The 19,264-nt window shown below is 68.1% G+C and carries 20 protein-coding genes; 14 read left to right on the top strand and 6 right to left on the bottom strand.

What is annotated here, in order from left to right; translation table 11 throughout:
• Positions 1 to 13 precede the first annotated feature (13 nt).
• Complete coding sequence (gene prmC, locus EOW66_RS04905) at positions 14 to 871, bottom strand: peptide chain release factor N(5)-glutamine methyltransferase (protein WP_128155282.1); 858 nt, start codon at positions 869 to 871, stop codon at positions 14 to 16.
• Positions 868 to 1,923 (bottom strand): peptide chain release factor 1, encoded by a 1,056-nt coding sequence (gene prfA / locus EOW66_RS04900; protein ID WP_128155280.1) that lies wholly within the window; start codon positions 1,921 to 1,923, stop codon positions 868 to 870. Before prfA ends, prmC begins: the two co-directional genes overlap by 4 nt.
• Before the next feature lie 105 nt (positions 1,924 to 2,028).
• Here prfA and EOW66_RS04895 point away from each other — a divergent pair, with 105 nt between their 5' ends.
• From EOW66_RS04895 to tpiA, 4 genes are all read left to right on the top strand, one after another.
• Positions 2,029 to 2,394, top strand: coding sequence for an SUF system Fe-S cluster assembly protein (locus EOW66_RS04895; RefSeq protein ID WP_113899349.1), 366 nt, complete (start codon positions 2,029 to 2,031; stop codon positions 2,392 to 2,394).
• A 114-nt stretch (positions 2,395 to 2,508) separates the two neighbouring features.
• The gene (locus tag EOW66_RS04890; protein ID WP_128155278.1) at positions 2,509 to 3,582 is read left to right on the top strand and encodes an alkene reductase; all 1,074 of its coding nucleotides are present in this window, start codon (positions 2,509 to 2,511) and stop codon (positions 3,580 to 3,582) included.
• A 72-nt stretch (positions 3,583 to 3,654) separates the two neighbouring features.
• A complete protein-coding gene (locus EOW66_RS04885) occupies positions 3,655 to 4,014 on the top strand; it encodes a HesB/IscA family protein (protein ID WP_128155276.1) in 360 nt (119 codons plus the stop codon).
• Positions 4,015 to 4,111: 97 nt separating this feature from the next.
• Entirely contained in the window at positions 4,112 to 4,858 is a 747-nt protein-coding gene (gene tpiA / locus EOW66_RS04880) for a triose-phosphate isomerase (protein ID WP_128155274.1), read from the top strand.
• Positions 4,859 to 5,013: 155 nt separating this feature from the next.
• On the opposite strand, the gene EOW66_RS04875 is transcribed toward tpiA, so the two are convergent.
• Positions 5,014 to 5,475 (bottom strand): Lrp/AsnC family transcriptional regulator, encoded by a 462-nt coding sequence (locus EOW66_RS04875; protein WP_113899353.1) that lies wholly within the window; start codon positions 5,473 to 5,475, stop codon positions 5,014 to 5,016.
• Positions 5,476 to 5,617: 142 nt separating this feature from the next.
• Here EOW66_RS04875 and EOW66_RS04870 point away from each other — a divergent pair, with 142 nt between their 5' ends.
• From EOW66_RS04870 to EOW66_RS04850, 5 genes are all read left to right on the top strand, one after another.
• Positions 5,618 to 5,923, top strand: a complete 306-nt coding sequence (locus tag EOW66_RS04870; protein ID WP_128155272.1) for a DUF2849 domain-containing protein — start codon at positions 5,618 to 5,620, stop codon at positions 5,921 to 5,923.
• Positions 5,916 to 7,577 (top strand): nitrite/sulfite reductase, encoded by a 1,662-nt coding sequence (locus EOW66_RS04865; protein WP_128155270.1) that lies wholly within the window; start codon positions 5,916 to 5,918, stop codon positions 7,575 to 7,577. The genes EOW66_RS04870 and EOW66_RS04865 overlap by 8 nt, the downstream gene beginning before the upstream one ends.
• Positions 7,567 to 8,325, top strand: coding sequence for a phosphoadenylyl-sulfate reductase (locus EOW66_RS04860; RefSeq protein WP_128155268.1), 759 nt, complete (start codon positions 7,567 to 7,569; stop codon positions 8,323 to 8,325). Before EOW66_RS04865 ends, EOW66_RS04860 begins: the two co-directional genes overlap by 11 nt.
• Positions 8,322 to 8,693, top strand: a complete 372-nt coding sequence (locus EOW66_RS04855) for a DUF934 domain-containing protein (RefSeq protein WP_128155266.1) — start codon at positions 8,322 to 8,324, stop codon at positions 8,691 to 8,693. Before EOW66_RS04860 ends, EOW66_RS04855 begins: the two co-directional genes overlap by 4 nt.
• A gap of 132 nt (positions 8,694 to 8,825) precedes the next feature.
• On the top strand, positions 8,826 to 9,647 hold the full coding sequence (locus EOW66_RS04850) for a ferredoxin--NADP reductase (RefSeq protein WP_128155264.1): 822 nt from the start codon (positions 8,826 to 8,828) through the stop codon (positions 9,645 to 9,647).
• A gap of 156 nt (positions 9,648 to 9,803) precedes the next feature.
• Here EOW66_RS04850 and EOW66_RS04845 read toward each other — a convergent pair whose 3' ends face one another.
• Entirely contained in the window at positions 9,804 to 10,520 is a 717-nt protein-coding gene (locus tag EOW66_RS04845) for a hypothetical protein (protein WP_128155262.1), read from the bottom strand.
• 146 nt (positions 10,521 to 10,666) lie between these two features.
• On the opposite strand from EOW66_RS04845, the gene infC reads away from it, so the two are divergent.
• Positions 10,667 to 11,257, top strand: a complete 591-nt coding sequence (infC, locus tag EOW66_RS04840; protein WP_239017496.1) for a translation initiation factor IF-3 — start codon at positions 10,667 to 10,669, stop codon at positions 11,255 to 11,257.
• 165 nt (positions 11,258 to 11,422) lie between these two features.
• Complete coding sequence (locus EOW66_RS04835; protein WP_128155260.1) at positions 11,423 to 12,016, top strand: L,D-transpeptidase; 594 nt, start codon at positions 11,423 to 11,425, stop codon at positions 12,014 to 12,016.
• A 238-nt stretch (positions 12,017 to 12,254) separates the two neighbouring features.
• On the opposite strand, the gene EOW66_RS04830 is transcribed toward EOW66_RS04835, so the two are convergent.
• Both EOW66_RS04830 and EOW66_RS04825 read right to left on the bottom strand, forming a co-directional pair.
• Positions 12,255 to 13,631, bottom strand: coding sequence for a hypothetical protein (locus tag EOW66_RS04830; protein ID WP_128155258.1), 1,377 nt, complete (start codon positions 13,629 to 13,631; stop codon positions 12,255 to 12,257).
• A 3-nt stretch (positions 13,632 to 13,634) separates the two neighbouring features.
• Positions 13,635 to 14,495, bottom strand: a complete 861-nt coding sequence (locus EOW66_RS04825) for a hypothetical protein (protein ID WP_128155256.1) — start codon at positions 14,493 to 14,495, stop codon at positions 13,635 to 13,637.
• Between the two features lie 152 nt (positions 14,496 to 14,647).
• On the opposite strand from EOW66_RS04825, the gene EOW66_RS04820 reads away from it, so the two are divergent.
• The 3 genes from EOW66_RS04820 (at position 14,648) to EOW66_RS04810 (ending at position 19,138) form a co-directional block, all read left to right on the top strand.
• Complete coding sequence (locus EOW66_RS04820) at positions 14,648 to 16,999, top strand: glycosyltransferase family 2 protein (protein WP_128155254.1); 2,352 nt, start codon at positions 14,648 to 14,650, stop codon at positions 16,997 to 16,999.
• A 139-nt stretch (positions 17,000 to 17,138) separates the two neighbouring features.
• On the top strand, positions 17,139 to 18,086 hold the full coding sequence (locus tag EOW66_RS04815) for a glycosyltransferase family 2 protein (protein WP_164881027.1): 948 nt from the start codon (positions 17,139 to 17,141) through the stop codon (positions 18,084 to 18,086).
• Positions 18,086 to 19,138, top strand: coding sequence for a glycosyltransferase family 2 protein (locus EOW66_RS04810; RefSeq protein WP_128155251.1), 1,053 nt, complete (start codon positions 18,086 to 18,088; stop codon positions 19,136 to 19,138). The genes EOW66_RS04815 and EOW66_RS04810 overlap by 1 nt, the downstream gene beginning before the upstream one ends.
• Positions 19,139 to 19,264: the final 126 nt, after the last annotated feature.

Here is a 19,264-nt window from a genome sequence, read left to right as displayed (position 1 = left end):
GCGGCACCGGCCCTCAGGCGCAGCCGCAGCCGCCCGCTTCCGCCGGTTTGCGGCCGATCACCACGCGGTCGCGGCCGTCGAGATCGCGGCAGATCTCGATCCGCTCGAAGCCCTGCGCGGCGAGCAGCTCGGAGACCGCGGCGCCCTGCGTCGGGCCGATCTCGAACAGCACCCGCCCGCCCGGCAGCAGCCGCGCCCCGGCGCCGCGGGCCAGCGCACGATAGGCGTCGAGCCCGTCGCCGCCCGGCGTCAGCGCAGCGCGCGGCTCCCAGTCGCGCACCTCGGCGGCAAGGCCCGCCATCTCCGCCTCGGCGATATAGGGCGGGTTCGAGACGATCAGATCGAAGACGCCCCCCACCTGCGCGAACCAGTCCGAGGCGATCAGCCGCACCCGGGAGCTCAGCCCGAGCGCCGCCGCATTCTCGGCCGCGACCGCAAGCGCCGCCGCGGAAATGTCGGTGCCGGTGCCGGTGGCGAAGGGCATGCCCGCGAGCAGGCTGAGCAGGATGCAGCCGGTCCCGGTGCCAAGGTCGATCACCCGTGCGAAGGGCTCCTCGAGCGCGGCAGCCACCAGCAGCTCGGTCTCGGGGCGCGGGTCGAGCGTGTCGCGGGTGACGCGGAACTCATGCGTCCAGAACCGGCGCCGGCCGGTGATCTGCGCCACCGGCTGATGCGCCACGCGCGCGGCAAGCGCCGCGTCGAAGGCGGCCTGCTGCGTGGCCCCGATCTCGTCGCCAAGCGCCATCGTCAGCCGCTCGGGCGTGACGCCGAGCGCATGCGCCATCAGCCGGCGCGCGTCGCCCGCCGCGCCCTCGATCCCGGCGACAATGAGCGCCCGGGTGCCGAGGACGAGGGCTTCCTGCGCCCTCATCCCTCGATCTCCGCCAGCCGCGCCGCCTGATCGTCGGCAATCAGCGCGTCGATCACCGTGTCGAGATCGCCGTTCAGGATCTGCGTCAGGGAATAGAGCGTCAGGTTGATGCGGTGATCGGTCATCCGCCCCTGCGGGAAGTTGTAGGTGCGGATCCGCTCCGACCGGTCGCCCGAGCCCACCTGCGCGCGCCGGTCGGCGGAGCGCTCGGACGCGAGCCGCTCGCGCTCCATCTCGTAAAGCCGCGCGCGCAGCACCGCCATCGCATTGGCGCGGTTCTGGTGCTGCGACTTCTCCGACGAGGTGACGACGATGCCAGTCGGCAGGTGGGTGATGCGCACCGCCGAGTCGGTGGTGTTCACATGCTGACCGCCGGCGCCCGAGCTGCGCATCGTGTCGATGCGGATGTCCCCCGCCGGGATGTCGATGTCGACCTCCTCGGCCTCGGGCAGCACCGCGACGGTCGCGGCCGAGGTGTGGATGCGCCCGCCCGCCTCGGTTTCGGGCACGCGCTGCACCCGGTGCACACCGCTTTCGTATTTCATCCGGGCAAAGACCCCCTCGCCCTCGATCCGCGCCACCGCCTCCTTCACCCCGCCAAGCTCGGAGGGGGTGAGTTCCATCAGTTCGAAACGCCAGCCCTTGGTCTCGGCATAGCGCTGATACATGCGCAGCAGGTCACCCGCGAACAGCGCCGCCTCGTCGCCGCCGGTGCCCGGGCGGATCTCGAGGATCGCCGGGCGGGCATCGGCCGCGTCCCTGGGCAGAAGTGCCAGACGCAGCGCCTGCTCCATTTCCGGGATGCGCGCGCGCAGCCGCGGCAGCTCCTCCTCGGCCAGCGCCTTCATCTCGGGGTCGGCAAGCCAGCCCTCGGCCTCGCCCACATCCTCAAGCGCCTGCCGATAGGCGGCGATTTCCTCGACCACCAGGCGCAGCTCGGAATATTCACGCGACAGCGCCGCGATCTCGGCGGGCGCGGTGGCGACGTTCAGCTTCGCCCCGACAAAGTCGAAGCGCTGCGTGATCTGGGCAAGTTTCTCGAGCGGGACCATGCCGCGGATGTGACGTTTTCATCTCTCCGGGTCAAGCCCCGCGCTCTTTACCTTTGCCGCACATTCCCTATATAAACGCTCGACTTTCGCAGATGCGGGTTCGCCATGACCATCGAAGACCAGACGCCCCTCGAGGGCACGCCGCTGATCAAGCCCTCGACCACCGACCATCCGCTGTTCGACGCGGTGGTGGAGGCCTGCCGAACGGTCTTCGACCCTGAAATTCCAGTGAATATCTACGATCTGGGCCTCGTCTACACGATCGAGATCAACGACGCGAACGAGGTCGGCATCGTGATGACGCTGACCGCACCGGGCTGCCCGGTGGCGGGCGAGATGCCCGAATGGGTGCAGAACGCGGTCGAGTCGGTGCCGGGCGTGCAGGCGGTGAATGTCGAGATGACCTTCCAGCCGCAATGGGGCATGGACATGATGTCGGACGAGGCGCGGCTCGAACTCGGCTTCATGTGAGCGCCAACAGAAATTCTGCTCTTCCCCCTTGTCGGCCGCGCCGCGCGCGCCAAAATTGAACTCATTCGTTCACTCTGGCGCGCAGGTCGCGCCGCACAAGGGACAGTCTTTCCGATGACCGACACACTGTTTTCGCCGGGCCAGCTTGGCCAGATCACGATCGCCAATCGCCTGGTGATGGCGCCGCTCACCCGCAACCGCGCCCCCGATCTGGTGCCGACCGAGCTCACCGTCGAATATTACCGCCAGCGCGCCAGCGCCGGGCTGATCGTCTCCGAGGGCACGCAGATCTCGCCGATGGGCCAGGGCTATGCCTGGACGCCCGGCATCTATTCCCCCGAACAGGTCGCCGGCTGGCGCAAGGTCACCGACGCGGTGCATGCCGAGGGCGGCAAGATCGTCGCGCAGCTGTGGCATGTCGGCCGGATCTCGCATCCCTCGCTGCTGAACGGCGTCCTGCCCGTTGCCCCCTCGGCGATCTCGGCCCATTCCAAGACCTTCGACGGCACCGGCTTTGTCGAGACGGTGACGCCGCGCGCGCTCGCGGCCGACGAGATCCCCGCGATCTTCGCCGATTACGCCCATGCTGCGCGCTGCGCCGATGAGGCGGGCTTTGACGGCGTCGAGATTCACGCCGCGAACGGCTATCTGATCGACCAGTTCCTGCGCGACACCTCGAACACCCGCACCGACGACTGGGGCGGGCCGATCGCGAACCGCGTGCGCTTCCTTGCGGGCGTGCTCGAGGCGGTGGTGGGCGTGCTCGGCGCCGGCCGCACCGGCATCCGCCTCTCGCCCTGGTCGAATGCGAACAATGTCGGCATCGACAGCAACACGCCGGCGCTCTTCGCCGCGGTGGCCGAGGTGCTGAATGCCCATCCGCTCGCCTTCGTCCATATCGTCGAGGGCCAGACCGGCGGGCCGCGCGACTATCCGGAGGCCGAGCTTGCCGCGCTGCGCGCAGCGATCCGCGCGCCCTATATCGCGAACAACGGCTATACCCGCGCGAGCGCGCTGGCCGCCGTCGCCTCGGGCGCGGCCTATGCCGTGGCCTTCGGCCGGCCCTTCATCGCCAACCCCGACCTGCCCGCCCGGCTGGCCGCCGACGCACCGCTGAACCCGCTGCGCCCGGCCCTGCTCTATGGCGGCGGCGCAGAGGGCTACACCGACTATCCCGCCCTCGGCTGATCCACCGCCGCGGGGCGGGTTGTCCACCCGCCCCGCGCACCCTATCTTGGGCCCATCACAGGAGCCGCCCCGATGTTCGCCATTCCCGGAAAACCGCCCGTCACCCTCACCCCCGCCGCCGCCGCGCAGATCGCCCGGCTGATGGCACGCGAACAGGCCGCGGGCTTTCGCATCGGGGTGAAGAAGGGCGGCTGCGCCGGCATGGAATACACCATGGAGATCGCGCAGGAAGCCGGCCCGATGGACATCGTGGTCGAGGACGGCCCGGCCCGCGTGCTGATCGCGCCGATGGCGCAGATGTTCATGATCGGCACCGAGATCGACTATGAAACCGGCCTGCTGGAATCGGGCTTCAAGTTCCGCAACCCGAATGTGGTCGAAACCTGCGGCTGCGGCGAGTCGATCAAGTTCCGCGAAGCGGACGCCGGCTGACGCGCCGACTGTTGGCGTTATCATCGGCGGGCGCGGTGCTTTGCGCCTTCCCCAGCCCCGGCCCCTGCCCTAATCTGGGGCAAACATGGAGGGGCGGATGCGCAGAAAACTCGCGGCAGGCAACTGGAAGATGAACGGCGTCACGGCGAGCCTCGCCGAGGTCGAGGCGCTGCTCGCGGCCCATCCCGCGCCGCGCTCCGAAGTGCTGCTGTGCCCGCCTGCGACGCTCATCGGGCCGATGGCGGCGCTTGCCGCGGGCCGCCTCGCGGTCGGCGGGCAGGATTGCCACATGAAAGCCTCGGGCGCGCATACCGGCGACATCGCCGCCGCGATGCTGAAGGACGCGGGCGCGAGCCATGTCATCCTCGGCCACTCCGAGCGCCGCGCCGATCATGCCGAGACGAATGCGATGGTACGGGCAAAGGCCGCGGCCGCGCGCGAGGCGGATCTGGTCGCGGTGATCTGCGTCGGCGAGACCGAGGCCGAGCGCGACGCCGAAGCGACGCTCGAGGTGATCGGCCGGCAGCTTTACGATTCCACCCCCGACGGCGCCACCGGCGCGAACACGGTGATCGCCTATGAGCCGGTCTGGGCGATCGGCACCGGCCGCACGCCGACGCTCGAGCAGATCGCCGAAGTGCATGACTTCATGCGCTCGGAACTCGCCGGCCGCTTCGGCGCCGCCGAGGCCGGCAAGATCCGCCTGCTCTACGGCGGCTCGGTCAAGCCCTCGAACGCGAAGGAAATCTTCGCCACCTCGAATGTCGACGGCGCGCTCGTCGGCGGCGCGAGCCTGAAGGCCGCCGATTTCGGCGCGATCCTCGCCGCGCTCGACGAGGCCTGAAAAAAGGCAGGGGGCGCTGCCCCCTCTTGGCTGCGCCAATTCACCCCCGGGATATTTGGCGCGATTGGAAGAGGAGCGCGGCTCTGTGCTTCCAATTGCCTGAAATATCCCGGGGGTGGGGGCGAAGCCCGAGGGGGCAGCGCCCCCTTTCGCGCTCAGAGCGGCAGCAGCGTCGTCGACTTGATCTCTTCCATGCTCAGCAGCGCGGTGACGTTGTAGATCTTCACCTCGGAGATCAGCGCCTGATAGAAGGCGTCATAGGCGCGCGCGTTCTGCACCCGCACCTTCAGGATATAGTCGATATCGCCCGCCAGCCGGTGCGCCTCGAGCACCTCGGGCCGCTCGCGCAGGGTGCGCAGGAATTTCTGCTGCCACTCGGCCTCGTGTTCCGAGGTGCGGATCAGCACGAAGAAGCAGGCCTCGAGCCCGAGCGCCTCCGGGTCGAGGATCACCGTCTGCCGGCCGATCACGCCCTGCTCCTTCATCCGCCGAATCCGGTTCCACACCGGCGTCTTCGAGGAGCCGACCTTGCGCGCGATCTCGTCGAGCGACTGGCTCGCGTCCTCCTGCAGCTGGGAGAGGATTTTCCGATCCATCTCGTCGATCCGGACTGCCATTCCGCTTTTCTCCTTCGGCCGGGAAATTGATGCCCCGCGGCGCAGGATGCGGAACACATGTCCTTATCTGCGCCGGTGACTGGCAGGATACCGGGAAAATTTCCTATATTCCAGACAGGAAAACACGTCGCCGGAGGCCGCCATGAGCCGCAAGTTCACCCCGAAAGTCGTCACCGCCAATGATCTGCGCATGGGCGACGTGGTCTACATGACCGCGACGGGCAGCTGGACGCGCTGCCATGCCGAGGCCGAGCTGATCGAGGACGAGGCGCATGGCGAGCTGCGACTGCTCGCCGCACTCGGTCAGCCCGGTGTCGTCGTCGGCCCCTATCTCGCCGAGGCCCGCGCCGGGGCGAACGGTCCCGAACCCGTCCATTTCCGCGAGGTGTTCCGCACCCGCGGCCCCTCGAACTATCCGCACGGCAAGCAGGAGGCGGCCCATGTATAAGTATTCCGACTTCGACGAAGCCTTCGTGCGCGAACGCGCCGCGCAGTTCCGCGGCCAGGTCGAGCGCCGCCTCTCGGGCGCGCTGACCGAGGACGAGTTCCGTCCGCTGCGGCTGATGAACGGGCTTTATCTGCAGCTCCATGCCTACATGCTGCGCGTCGCCATTCCCTATGGCACGCTGCGCGCCGACCAGATGCGCCAGCTCGCCCATATCGCCGAGACCTGGGACAAGGGCTATGGCCATTTCACCACGCGCCAGAACATCCAGTTCAACTGGCCGAAGCTGACCGACGTGCCCGAGATCATCGACGCATTGGCCGATGTGCAGATGCACGCGATCCAGACCTCGGGCAACACCATCCGCAACGTCACGACCGATGCCTTTGCCGGCGCCGCCGCAGACGAGATCGCCGATCCGCGCCCGGTGGCCGAGCTGATCCGGCAATGGTCGACCGACCATGCCGAGTTCCAGTTCCTGCCGCGCAAGTTCAAGATCGCGATCACCGGCTCGCCCGATGACCGCGCGGTGATCCGCGCCCATGACGTCGGGCTGCAGATCGTCGAGCAGGACGGCGAGACCGGCTTTCGCGTCTTCGTCGGCGGTGGCCTCGGCCGCACGCCGATGGTCGGCCAGGAGCTGCGCGCCTTCCTGCCGAAGGCCGACCTGCTGCCCTATCTCGAGGCGATCGTCTCGACCTACAACCTGATGGGTCGGCGCGACAACAAGTACAAGGCGCGGATCAAGATCACCGTCTTCGAGAATGGCATCGACACCTTCCGCGCCGCCACCGAAGAGGAATTCGCCCGGGTCCGGCCGAGCTTTGAAGGCGTCGATCAGGCGATGCTGCGCGAGATCGAGGCGCAATTCGCCCTGCCCGACTTCGAGGCGGCGCCGGTCGAGTTCTACGAGCGCGCGCTCGAGGTCGATCCGCTGTTCCGGGCCTGGGCGGGCCAGAACCTGAGCGCGCACCGCCGCGCCGATCATGCGATCGTCACCGTCTCGCTGAAGGCGCATGGCGAGACCCCCGGCGACGCCTCGGCCAGCCAGATGCGGGTGCTGGCCGATATCGCCGAGCAATACGGCTATGGCGAGCTGCGCATCAGCCACGAGCAGAACGTCGTGCTGCCGCATCTGCGCAAGGCCGACCTGCCGGCAATCCATGCGCAGCTGCTGCGCGCCGGGCTCGCCACGGCGAATGTCGGGCTGCTCTCGGACATCATCGCCTGCCCCGGCATGGATTACTGCGCGCTGGCCACCGCCCGCTCGATCCCGGTCGCGCAGGAGCTGGCGACGCATTTCCGCAAGATCGGCCTCGAAGAGGAAATCGGTGCGCTGAAGATCAAGATCTCGGGCTGCATCAACGCCTGCGGCCATCACCACGTCGGTCACATCGGCATTCTCGGCCTCGACCGCGCCGGGGTGGAGAATTACCAGATCACCCTTGGCGGCGATGCCGGCCCCGCGACCACGATCGGCGAGCGGGCAGGCCCGGGCTTTGCCTATGACGAGGTGGTGCCGGCGATCGAGCGGATCCTGCGCGCCTATCTGGCGCTGCGGGCCGACCGCGCCGAAAGCTTCATCGAGGCGTTCCGCCGCCTCGGCCCCGCGCCGTTCAAGACGGCGCTTTATGGCGAGGCACGGGATGCTGCCTGACATCGCGACACGGGTCGCCGGGCTCAATGACCGCTACCGCCACCACGCGGCGGTCGCGGTCATGGAGAAGGCGCTGAAGGACCCCGACACCGGCGAGGTGGCCCTGGTCAGCTCGTTCGGGGCGGAATCGGTGGTGCTTCTGCACATGGTCTCGCTGATCGCGCCGGGCACGCCGGTGATCTTCGTCGACACGCTGATGCTGTTTCAGGAGACGCTCGACTACCAGCGCGAGGTCTCGCGCCAGCTTGGCCTGACCGACGTGCGCACGATCACCGCCGCGCAGGCGATGCTCGATCTCGAGGACCCGGACGACACGCTGCACCAGTTCAACACCGACGCCTGCTGCGCGCTGCGCAAGACGGTGCCTCTTGAACAGGCACTGTCGGGGTTCGATGCCTGGATTACCGGCCGCAAGCGCTTTCAGGCCGCGACCCGTGCGACGATAGATTTCTTCGAGGTCGAGACGCCCGCGCGGATGAAGATCAACCCGCTCGCCCATTGGGGCCGCGAGGATCTCGAGGAATACATCGTGCAGAACCGGCTGCCGCGGCATCCGCTGGTGGCGCAGGGCTATCCCTCGATCGGCTGCGCGCCCTGCACCTCGAAGGTCGCCCCGGGCGAGGACCCGCGGGCCGGCCGCTGGCGCGGCTCGCAAAAGACGGAATGCGGCATCCATTTCATCGGCGGCAAGGCGGTGCGCGTGAAGAATGGCGCGCAAGAGCCTGACAACAAGGAGAAAGTTGCATGAGCGTGATCGTGCGCGACGACGGCTTCCACGCCGATGACTTCACCGGCGAGGCGGTCGAGATCGCCCCCGATACCCCGTCCGAGGAGCTGATCCAGCGCGCCTCGGGCGCGGCGCTTGTGCGCATCGCCTTCCCGTCCTTCTCGGACGGGCGCGGCTTCACGCTGGCGCGCAGGCTGCGGGCGGCGGGCTATGCCGGGCGGCTGCGCGCGGCGGGCCATGTGATTGCCGACCAATATGCGATGGCGCGCCGCTCGGGCTTTGACGAGGTGGAGATTTCCGAGGCGCTGGCCGAACGGCAGGGCGCGGAACAATGGCTTGCCCGGGCCAACTGGCGCGCGCATGATTACCGCGCCCGGCTGCAGCGCTGACCCTTGCGGGTTGACAGATTGCCGCAGCCCGGCAAATTGCCTTAGATCAAGGCTGGCCGCAGAGGATTGAGATATCTGCGGCTCATGTTTTTCGCGCCCCGGGTCCTCCTCCCCCGGGCCCAACCGAACGAGATGCCAGACGTGACCCAGACTGCGACGATTCCGCCCGTGAAGCACCTGCCCGACGCCCAGACCGTGACCGATGTGAAGCACTGGACCGACCGGCTGTTCTCCTTCCGCGTGACGCGGCCGCAGTCGCTGCGCTTCCGTTCGGGCGAGTTCGTGATGATCGGGCTGATGGGCGAGAACGGCAAACCGCTGCTGCGCGCCTATTCGATCGCCTCGCCGGCCTGGGACGAGGAGCTCGAATTCTACTCGATCAAGGTGCCGGACGGCCCGCTGACCTCGAAGCTGCAGCACATCGGCGTGGGCGACGAGATCATCCTGCGCCCGAAGCCCGTCGGCACGCTGGTGCTCGACGCGCTGCTTCCGGGCAAGCGGGTGTGGTTCCTCGCCACCGGCACCGGCATCGCGCCCTTCGCCTCGCTGATGCGCGAGCCCGAGACCTACGAGAAGTTCGAGGAAGTGGTGATGATGCACACCTGCCGCACCGTCGCCGAGCTGGAATACGGCCGTGCGCTGGTCGAAAGCCTGAAGGACGACCCGCTGATCGGCGAGCTCGTCGGCGACAAGCTGAAATACTATCCCACCGCCACCCGCGAAGAGTTCCACCACCGCGGCCGCATCACCGACAACCTGATGAGCGGCAAGGTCTTCGAGGATCTCGGCATCGCGCCGATGGATGCCGGGCATGACCGCGCCATGGTCTGCGGCAGCCTCGCCTTCAACAAGGACGTGATGGCGGTGCTGGAACATTACGGGCTGCACGAGGGCGCGAATTCCGAGCCGCGCGAATATGTCGTCGAGAAAGCCTTCGTCGGCGACGGCATCTGAGCACGGCCCGGCGGTCCGCGACAGGCCGCGGGTGCGTCCCCCCGCGGCCTGTCCGTTTCCGGCTTGCGGCGTCCGCCAATGAAACTTGCGGCTTTCGCCAATGAAAAACGCCGCCCCGAGGGGCGGCGTTTCGGTTTTGCGGGCTGCGTTGCGGCCTCAGAGGCCAAGCGCGACCTTCACCTGGGCGACGGTCGCCGCAACGAGGGCGGGGTTCGTCTTCGCCGCCTCGACCGCGGCCTTGAGCGTGGTCTTGGTTTCGGCCGAGAGCGACGAGGCGTCGATCATCGTGCCGACCTTGGCCGCATCGAAGCCCTCGACGGTCAGCGCCGAGGCATCGGCGCCGGCACCGGCCGCGGCGGCATTGGTCGCGGCGCTTGCCGCATCGCTCACCGCCTGCGCGGCAGCCGAGCTTGCCTGCGCCGCCGACTGCGCCGCCTGGGTGGCGGCATCGCCGGCCGCGCCGGTCACGTCCGAAGCCGCCTTCTTGGCGGCATCGGCGGCAGCGGTGGCGGCTTCGGTCGCGGCGGTGGCGGCATCAGACGCCGCCCCGGCAGCCTGGGTGGCGGCACCGGTGGCCACGTCCTTCGCGGCGTCGACCGCGGCCCCCGCGGCCTCGGTCGCAGCCGTTGCGGCATCGCCCGCAGCCTTCGTCGCCTCGGCCGCGGCCTGCGCCGCGGTCTGCGCGGCATCCTGGGCGGCGGTGGCGCTGTCGGAAGCGCCTGACTCGACCGCCCCGGTCACGGCCTGAGCCGCATCCTTGGCGTCGTTCACCGCCTCGGTCGCAGCCTTCTGCCCTTCGGGCGAACGGGTAAAATACCACGCCCCCGCGGCAATCGCGGCGACGACCACGACAAGGCCAAGAACCTTCTTCATGTTTCTCTCCCTTCGGTTCGGAAACGAATTCGACGCCTGCTATATGGACACCCGCGACGGCGAGGCAAAGGCTTAAGGGCGCTCTCCTTTCCCCTTACCGGGCCGATCGGGCGGAAAACCGCTGATTCCGGTTGAAAGCCGCGGCTGTGGGTCCTATTTTGCGCGCCATTCGACTTGGCCGCAGAAGGATCACAGCCATAGCCCGCAGACCGCACAATGCCCCGCCGCAAAGAGACACCGGCCCCCGGATCAACGATCGGATCCGAGCGCCCGAAATCCGCCTGATCGGGGCGGACGGCGAGAACGTGGGCGTCGTCACCCCGGCGCGCGCGATGATGATGGCCGAAGAGGCCGGGCTTGATCTGGTCGAGATCTCGCCGACGGCGGTGCCGCCGGTATGCAAGATCATGGACTACGGCAAGTTCAAGTACGAACAGCAGAAGCGCGAGGCCGAAGCCCGCAAGAAGCAGAAGATCATCGAAATCAAGGAAGTGAAGTTCCGCCCCGGGACCGACACCCATGACTACGAGGTCAAGATGCGCTCGGTGATGCGCTTCCTCGAGGATGGCGACAAGGTGAAGGTCACCCTGCGCTTCCGCGGCCGCGAGATGGCGCACCAGGGCCTCGGCCTCGAGCTGCTGAACCGCGTCGCCGCCGATGTCGGCGAGGCCGGCAAGATCGAAAGCATGCCGAAGCTCGAAGGCCGGCAGATGGTGATGATGATCGGCCCGAGGTGATCCCCGCGCCCCGGCGCAGGCATCGCGAGCCCTCCCCCCGCGGGAGGGCTTTTTCGTTGAGCCCCGCCCGCGGCCAGACTCGCCCTTTCGTGAGGCGGCGTGATTTGCCCCTGCCGGCGCGAAGTGGGACCATTCGGCAATCAGAATATGAGGACAGGAACAGACATGGCACGGATCATTCTCAGCCGCCGCGCGGCGCTCGCTGCGGGGGCCGCATCGCTTTTCACCCCGGCGCTGGCGCGCGCCGGCACGCAGGATATCCCGATGGCCGATCAGCCGGCGATCGTCGCGCCGCAGATGCGCGCGAATATCTCCTCCTTCCGCGAGATCGACTGGCGCGACCATTTCGACCGGCTCGACCGGGTGACGCTGATCGCCGACACGGTGTCGAAGGCGCTGCACTACTGGGCCGTCGACGGCGTGGATTACCGGCTCTACCCGACCTCGGTGCCGAAAAGCCCCGAGCTGACGCGGACCGGCTATACCGAGATCGTGCGCAAGAAGATCGGGCCGAGCTGGACGCCCACCGCCTCGATGATCGCCGCGGACCCGTCGCTGCATGCAATGCCGCCCGGGCCGGACAACCCGCTCGGCACGCATGCGATGTATCTGAGCTGGCCCGCCTACATCATCCACGGCACCCACGACACCCGCAAGATCGGGCGCAAGAGCTCGTCGGGCTGCATCGGCCTGTTCAACGAGCAGATCGAGGAACTCTATGGTCTGTGCCCGATCGGCACGCAGGTGAAGCTGATCTGAGATCCCCTTGGCATCGGCCCAAAAATAAAGCGCTGCGGGAGGGAGGCCCGCAGCGCATTGTTGAACCAGACGAGGGAGAACGTCCTTGGTTCGGTCAGGTCCCGCCGGCTTGCGCCGTGTTTCAGGGAGATCAGGAACCTGATGCCCCCTTTCTACGCGGCAGCCCGGCAGGCAACGTTGATCCAGATCAAGATTGCCCGGGCGCGGGCTGCGACATTTTGGCTGCCCCCGTGGCGCGCTAGAGTTTCGCCAGCCCCTGCCGGATTGCCCGGTTGTCGCCGCGCTTCAGCACCCATTCGCCAAGCCGCCGCGCCAGCCGCTTGTGCCCCTTCGCCACCGCCCGTTCGAACAGCTCGCGCTGATAGCGGGCGAAATCCTTGCGCGCGCGCAGCCGGCGATAGAAGCCGGCCTCGGTCAGCGTGCCGTCGAGCGCACCAAGGATGATCGGGCTGAGAATGCCCATCTGGCTGAGCGAGGAGCCGAGCCGGTGGCCCAGAAGCGGCGCGCGCAGCTTCATCACATTGGCGCCCTGAAACCGCGCGGCATGCTGCGCATCCAGCGGCTCATAGGGATCATAGAGCAGCGCAATGCGCCGCGCCGCGCCGCTCACCTGTGCCGCATCGCCGTATTTGCCGCTGAAATTCGCGCCCCAGACCGTCTTGTAGCGCGTTTCCCAGGGCACCACGGTCCTGTCGACCGTCGACTGCGGCGAGATCGCCACCACATCCGCCCCCGGGCAGGCGCCCGAGAAGGCGCAGGCGGCATAACCGCCCATCGAGGCACCATAGAACACCACCCGGTCGAACTGCGCGAAGAAGCCCTCGGCCGCCAGCCGGTCGAACTCGGCCGCGACCCAGGGGGTGCGATACCAGGTCCAGCCGCCCGCCATCACCCCAAGCATCGACCAGCCCTGCTTCTCGATGAAGGCAAAGCCCCAGGGCCGGCGGTCGTCGCGCTTGTTCATCGCGATGTCGAGATTGTCGAAGGTGACGACCAGCACCTTTTTCGAGCGCGGGATGTAAAGGAAGCTGTGGCCCTCGCTCTCCCGGTAGAAGCCGTCGGGGCCCGCAAGCCCCTGTGCGATCGCGGCCCAGCCGTCATCGGCCACGGGCGCCGGCGCGTTCGGGGTGAAGACCACCCGCCGCACCGACTTGCCGTCGCGGGGCGGCAGCTCAGCCACGATCTCGGTCTCGCCGAAATCCTTGAGAAACGGGAAACTGCCGGTGCCGTGGCGGATGTCGAGCACCATCCGGCTGTCGGCATGAAGCGCGGTCTCGAGCACCTCGCTCAGGTGCTTGATCTTGTGCCGGTCGCCCCAGCCTGACAGGTTCAGCAGCAGATCAACCGCGCGCAGCTCGTCCGCGCGGGTCACCACGCGGACCCGGCCCGGGTCCACCCCTGCCGCCTCGAGCGCCGCAAGATAAGGCGCGATCCAGTCCGAGCGCAGCCCGGTCCAGCTGCCGTTCGCCCCCATGTCGATCAGCGTGATGTCGCAATCCCAGCGGTCATGCGCCGCGAGCACCGGCCCGAGCGCCCCGCCGCCGAGATCGGCGACCGAGGCCACCTGCGTCAGCCCCGTCGCCGCGAGGAGCGCGTCTTCCCCTGCCCCGCGCATCGCTCAGTCTTCCGCGCCGGTGTCGGGCTCGGGCTTGCCGTGGCGGCGCAACGGTGCCGCGGCCGGGTCGATGCCGTGCTTCCTGACGAGCTGCCCGATCAGGCTGCGCGGCTTCGGCACGCCGTCGAACTTGTCCAAGAGCCGCGCCCGCATCCGCCGGCCGTAGAAATGGATCGAGTAGGTGTCGTCCTTGATGTGGCTGTGCCAGTCATAGCCCGGGCGCAGCATCAGCGCGCGCTCGCTGTACTCAAAAGGATAGAGCCCCCAGATCGGCATCGCATACCGCGACTCACCGGTCTTCTTCAGGAAATGGGTCAGCGCATGCGGCCCCCACACGCCCCAGGGCTGCTCGCCCGCATGCACCGGCGTGCCCGCGGCCTTCTTTGCCTCAAGCTCGCGGCGGTAGGCATCGCCATACCATTCCGGGATCGCATATTCGTCGGTGGTGAATTCCAAAAGCTGGCCGAGCGCCTCGCTGTCGCGCGGCAGGCCGAGCACGCCGCCGTTGATGCCCTCGGCGCTTTCCCAGGAATAGAAATGGCCGTTCGGCGTCTCGAAGGGCTTCACGCAATAGGCGTCGGTATCGGCCCAGATCGTGCGGTCATTCTGCGCCAGCAGGTGGTAGCGGAACAGGTCCGAATGCAGCGCCGGGCTGTTGGTGCGGCCATGGCGCAGGAAGTTCTCCTGCGACAGCACCTCGTTCGCATCGGCCATCTCGATGCCCTCGGGGGCGTTGTCGATCGGCTCGTAGGAGTAAAGCTTCACATGCTGGCCGGCATCGACGAAGGATTTCAGACAAAGCTGTTCGAGATAGCTCAGCGACCCTCCGATCCAGAGCGCCGCAACCTGGTAATCCTTCGACATGAATACACTGCCCTTTTTGGCTTTACTGGTCTCTCTTGCCGCCATAATCGCCAAATCCCCCCGGATTGCCAACGCAAATTCGCGCGCCGCCCGGTGCGGTTTGCGGGCGCGGAGGGCTGTGCTAGGAAGAGGCAAAGGCAAGGGGTGAGCAGATGAGTGAGGCAGGGGTGTTCCGCCGGCAACTTGGGGTCGTGCAGCTTGGCGGGCTGACGGTGCTCGACGCGGTGCTCTGGCCCGACCGGCGCGACGGCGAGCCGGTGCGCACCCTGCATCTCTTCCTCGCCAATCCTTCCCATGCCGGACAGGTGCCGCCCGAGCAGCCCGAGGGCTGCGTCGAGGTGCTCGAACGGCGCGAGATCTCGGGCGGCGTGATGGTCGTGGCGCGCGCCCCGGCCGAGGGCCCCTTGCGCATCGCGCTGAGCCCCGAGGCGCCGCGCCCGGGCCCCGAGGCCGCCCTCCCCGCCGCCCCGGTGATCGTGCACGAGATCGACGCCGCCGCCCCCGACCGCGCCACATTCGCCGGGCGCGACTGCCTCTTCGGCCAGCGGCTCGAGGAAAGCGCCGAGACCGTGGTCGACTGGCTGAGCTGGCATCACGATTACCACGGCGCGACCGGCGCGGTGATCGTGAACCGCGCGCCGCCCGACAGTGCGGCGGGCAGTGCCGAGGAGTTTGCCCGCGCCCTGCGCCGCGGCCTGGAGGAGCGCGAGCTCGAGATGGCGGTGGCGATCGTCGAAAGCGCGATCCCGCTCGGCAAGCCCGATCTCGGCCCGGAAAGCCACCCTTTCCTCGCCCCCGACGCGCCCGGCAAGGACCGCATGGAGGTGCCCGCGGCCGACCCCTGGCGTTCCCCGCTCGGTCAGGCGCTGATCTACGAGATCGCGAAATGGCGCTTCCTCACCGAGGCGCGGGCGATGCTGACGCTTGACGTCACCGACCTGCTCGCACCGCGCGCGGCAGGCACGCCCTCGGCCTTCGACGCCTGCACCACCGCGCGCTCGGGCGTGGTGTTGCTGGTCGGGCGGCGGATCTATCCGTGGCGGGTGCGGCAGGGCGCGTCCACGCGCTTTTCCGACCACATCTGCCGCCAGTTCGACGCCCGCCGCGGCATTGCCCGCTGGGGCGTCGCGCCCGCGCGTGCCGGGCTCGATGCCACCTGGCGCGCGATCCGCGTGGCCTATGCGAAACCCGACCCGAACACCACTTTCCCGTTCTGGCGCGCCATGGGGCTGCGCGTGCCGGGCCGCGCCGCCTCGGAGCTTGCGCCCAAGACCTCGCTGATCGAGGACCCGCAGCTTCTGGAGCTTGCCACCCAGGTCTGGGGCCACAAGCCGATCCGGCCGCCGGTGTCGAAGCCGAAAGCGGCGCCGAAACGCGCCGTCGAGGGCGGGCGCACCTGCATCGTCACCACGATGAAGAACGAGGGCCCCTTCATCATGGAATGGATCGCCTATCACCGGGCGATCGGGGTCGACGACTTCCTGATCTACACCAACGACTGCTCGGACGGCACCGACGAGATGCTCGACCTGCTCGAGCGCAAGGGGATCTGCGCACATCGCGACAACCCGTTCCGCACGATGGACCTCAAGCCCCAGCATGCGGCGCTGCAGGCCGCCGAAAGCGAGCCGATGATGCAGAACGCCGGCTGGGCGATCTGCATGGATGTCGACGAATTCATCGACATCAAGATCGGCGACGGCACGCTACGCGCGCTCTATACCGCCATGGGCGAGGCGAACATGATCTCGCTGACCTGGCGGCTCTTTGGCAATTGCGACGTGCACGGCTACGAAGACCGCTTCCTGCTCGACCAGTTCACCACCTGCGCCCCCGAGGTGGTGCGCAAGCCGCATCAGGCCTGGGGGTTCAAGACCCTTTTCCGCAACATCGACATCTACAAGAAGCTCGGCGTGCACCGGCCGAAGGGGCTGATCCCCGATCTCTGGGATCAGGTGAAATGGCTCAACGGCTCGGGCCATCCGATGCCGAAGGAGATGTTCCGCAACGGCTGGCGCTCGACCACCGACACCTATGGCTATGACTGGGTGCAGCTGAACCATTACGCCGTGCGCTCGGCCGAAAGCTTCCTCGTCAAGCGCGACCGCGGCCGGGTGAACCATGTCGACCGCGATCAGGGGCTTAGCTACTGGTTCCGGATGAACCACAACGCCGTCGAGGACCGCTCGATCCAGCGGATGATCCCCGCACTTCAGGCAGAATGGGACCGGCTGATGGCCGACCCCGAGATCCGCGCCGCGCATGACTATTCCGTCAAGAAGCACCGCGAGAAGATCGCCGAACTGCGCGCCACCGAGAATTACGAGAAATTCTATGGCGAACTGTGCTCGCCGCGCTTCGAGAAATACTCGCGCATGCTGCATGTCTTCGGCTCGAGCGTGTTCAACGCCGGGCCCGGCGTGATCCCGCCCGACCTGCACGAACAGGTGCTGCCGCCCGACTTCCTGTTCACCGTCGAGCATGTGGGGGAGGCCGAGCATTGAGCGCGCACGCCCTGCCCGACCGCGTGCTCGGCCCCGATGGCAGGAGCCTCCGGCGGGAGTATTTGGGCCAGGAAAATGGGCCTTTTTCTTGGCAAAAATACTCCCCGCGGAGCGTCCGGCGCGGCGGCCGGGGGCGGCGATGACAGGCTCGTCCCCACGCGTTGCCATCGTCACCACGATGAAGAACGAGGGCGCCTTCCTGCTCGAATGGCTCGCCCATTACCGGGTGCTGGGGGCGACGTCTTTCTATGTCGCCCATAACGATTGCGAGGATGGTCAGCCCGAGATGCTGGCGCGCCTGGCCGGGATGGGCCTTGTGCGCCCGCATGCGACGCGCGCGACCGAACATGGCGGCATCCAGCGCGCGGCGCTGCGGCAGGCGCGCTGGTACGAGGAGGTGACGCAGGCCGAGTGGATCTGGGTCTGCGATGCCGACGAATTTCTGGTGGTGAAGACGGGCGACGGCAGTTTTGCCGCGCTGATCGGGGCCACACCCGGCGTCGATGTGATCGGGGTGAGCTGGCGGCAGTTCGGCTCGGCCGGGATCACCGGCTATGACCCTGCCCCCGTCACCCGGCAGTTCACCCGCTGCGAGCGGCCGCCGCGTGTGGCCTATGTGAAATCGCTGTTCCGCCGCCTGCCGGAGATGGCGCGGATCGGCGTGCACATGCCGCACCCGCGCGAGGGGGTCGAGATGGCACGCGCCATTGCCGGCGGCGCGCCCTGGCGCAACGGCCGCGGCGGGCTGATCCTGCGGGCCGACACCCGCGTGGCGCAGGTCAATCACTATGCGCTGCGGGCGCGCGACAGCTTTCTGGTGAAGCGCGACCGCGGCCGGGTGAACCACGCGGGCGAGGACATGGGCGCCGACTACTGGGCGCGGTTCGAGCGCAACGAGGTCGAGGATCACGCGATTGCCCGCTATGACGCGGCGGTCACGGCGGAGCTTGCGGCGCTGCGGGCGGACCCCGAGCTTGCCCGGCTCGAGGCCGCCGCGCGCGACTGGCACCGCGCCCGCATTGCCGCGTTGCACGCCCGCCCCGACTGGGCCGCGTTCTCGGCGCGTCTTGCCGCGGGGGCGATGTGATGCGGGTGCTGGCGATCCTGACGGTGAAGAACGAGGGCGCCTTCCTGCTCGAATGGCTGGCCCATCACCGCGCCATCGGCTTCACCGATTTCCTTGTCTTCTCGAACGATTGCAGCGACGGCACCGATGCGATGCTCGACCGGCTGGCGGCGATGGGGCTGCTGACCCATGTGCGAAACCCGGGGCCATGGCCCGAGGGCCCGCAATGGGCGGCGCTGAAGACCGCCGACCGGCACCCGCTCAAGGCCGCGGCCGACTGGGTGCTGTTCCTCGACATCGACGAATTCGTCAACATCCACGCCGGCGACGGCACGGTTGCGGCGCTGCTGACCGCCCTGCCCGAGGCGACGGCGATCCCGCTGACCTGGCGGCTGTTCGGCAATGCGGGCGTCGTCGATTACACCGACACGCCGGTCACCGCGCAATTCACCCGCGCCGCACCCGACGCCATGACATGGCCGTGGCGGGCGCTGCTGTTCAAGACGCTCTTTCGCAATGACGGCAGCTATCGCAAGCTCGGCGTGCACCGCCCGCGCAGCCCCGATCCCGCGCGCATGGCGGCGCAGCGCTGGTTCGACGGTTCGGGACTGGAGCTGCCGCCGCTCTACCACCGATCGCGGTTGTTCTCGCCGCCGGGCGCGCCGCATTACGGCCTTGTGCAGCTCAACCACTACGCCCTCGGCGCGATGGAAAGCTATGTGCTGAAATGCGACCGCGGCCGGGCGAATCGCGAGGCCTCGACCTTCGACATGAGCTATTGGGTCGAGCGCAACTTCTGCACCGAGGAAGACACCTCCATCGCCCGCCACGCCCCGGCGCTGGCGGCAGGGATGGCCGAATTGATGGCCGATGCCGCGCTCGCGCGCCTGCATGCCGCCGCGGTCGCCTGGCGACACAGCCGGATTGCCGAGCTGCTGCTCGAGGAGCCGTTCCGGGCGCTTTTTGGCCGGCTGCTGCTGACGCCGCCCTCACGCCCGCTGCCACCGGCCTTTGCCGCGCGGATGATGGCGCTTGCCCTGCGGGCCCAGAAGGCGCGCGGAGAAACAGTCTGACCGGATTCGGAGCATTTCCGCGAAATGGCGGACAGTTCATTGAAATTCCTTAATTTCTCTGATTTTCGCCTGAATTCGGCAATGCTAGGTTAATATTTCGAAGCGCACCTTTCCGAGGACAACGGA

This window comes from Paenirhodobacter huangdaonensis (assembly GCF_004022465.1).
Taxonomy (GTDB): Bacteria; Pseudomonadota; Alphaproteobacteria; order Rhodobacterales; family Rhodobacteraceae; genus Rhodobacter; species Rhodobacter huangdaonensis.
Note: the sequence above shows the minus strand (reverse complement) of the source record. Positions and strands in the feature narration are given on the sequence as shown.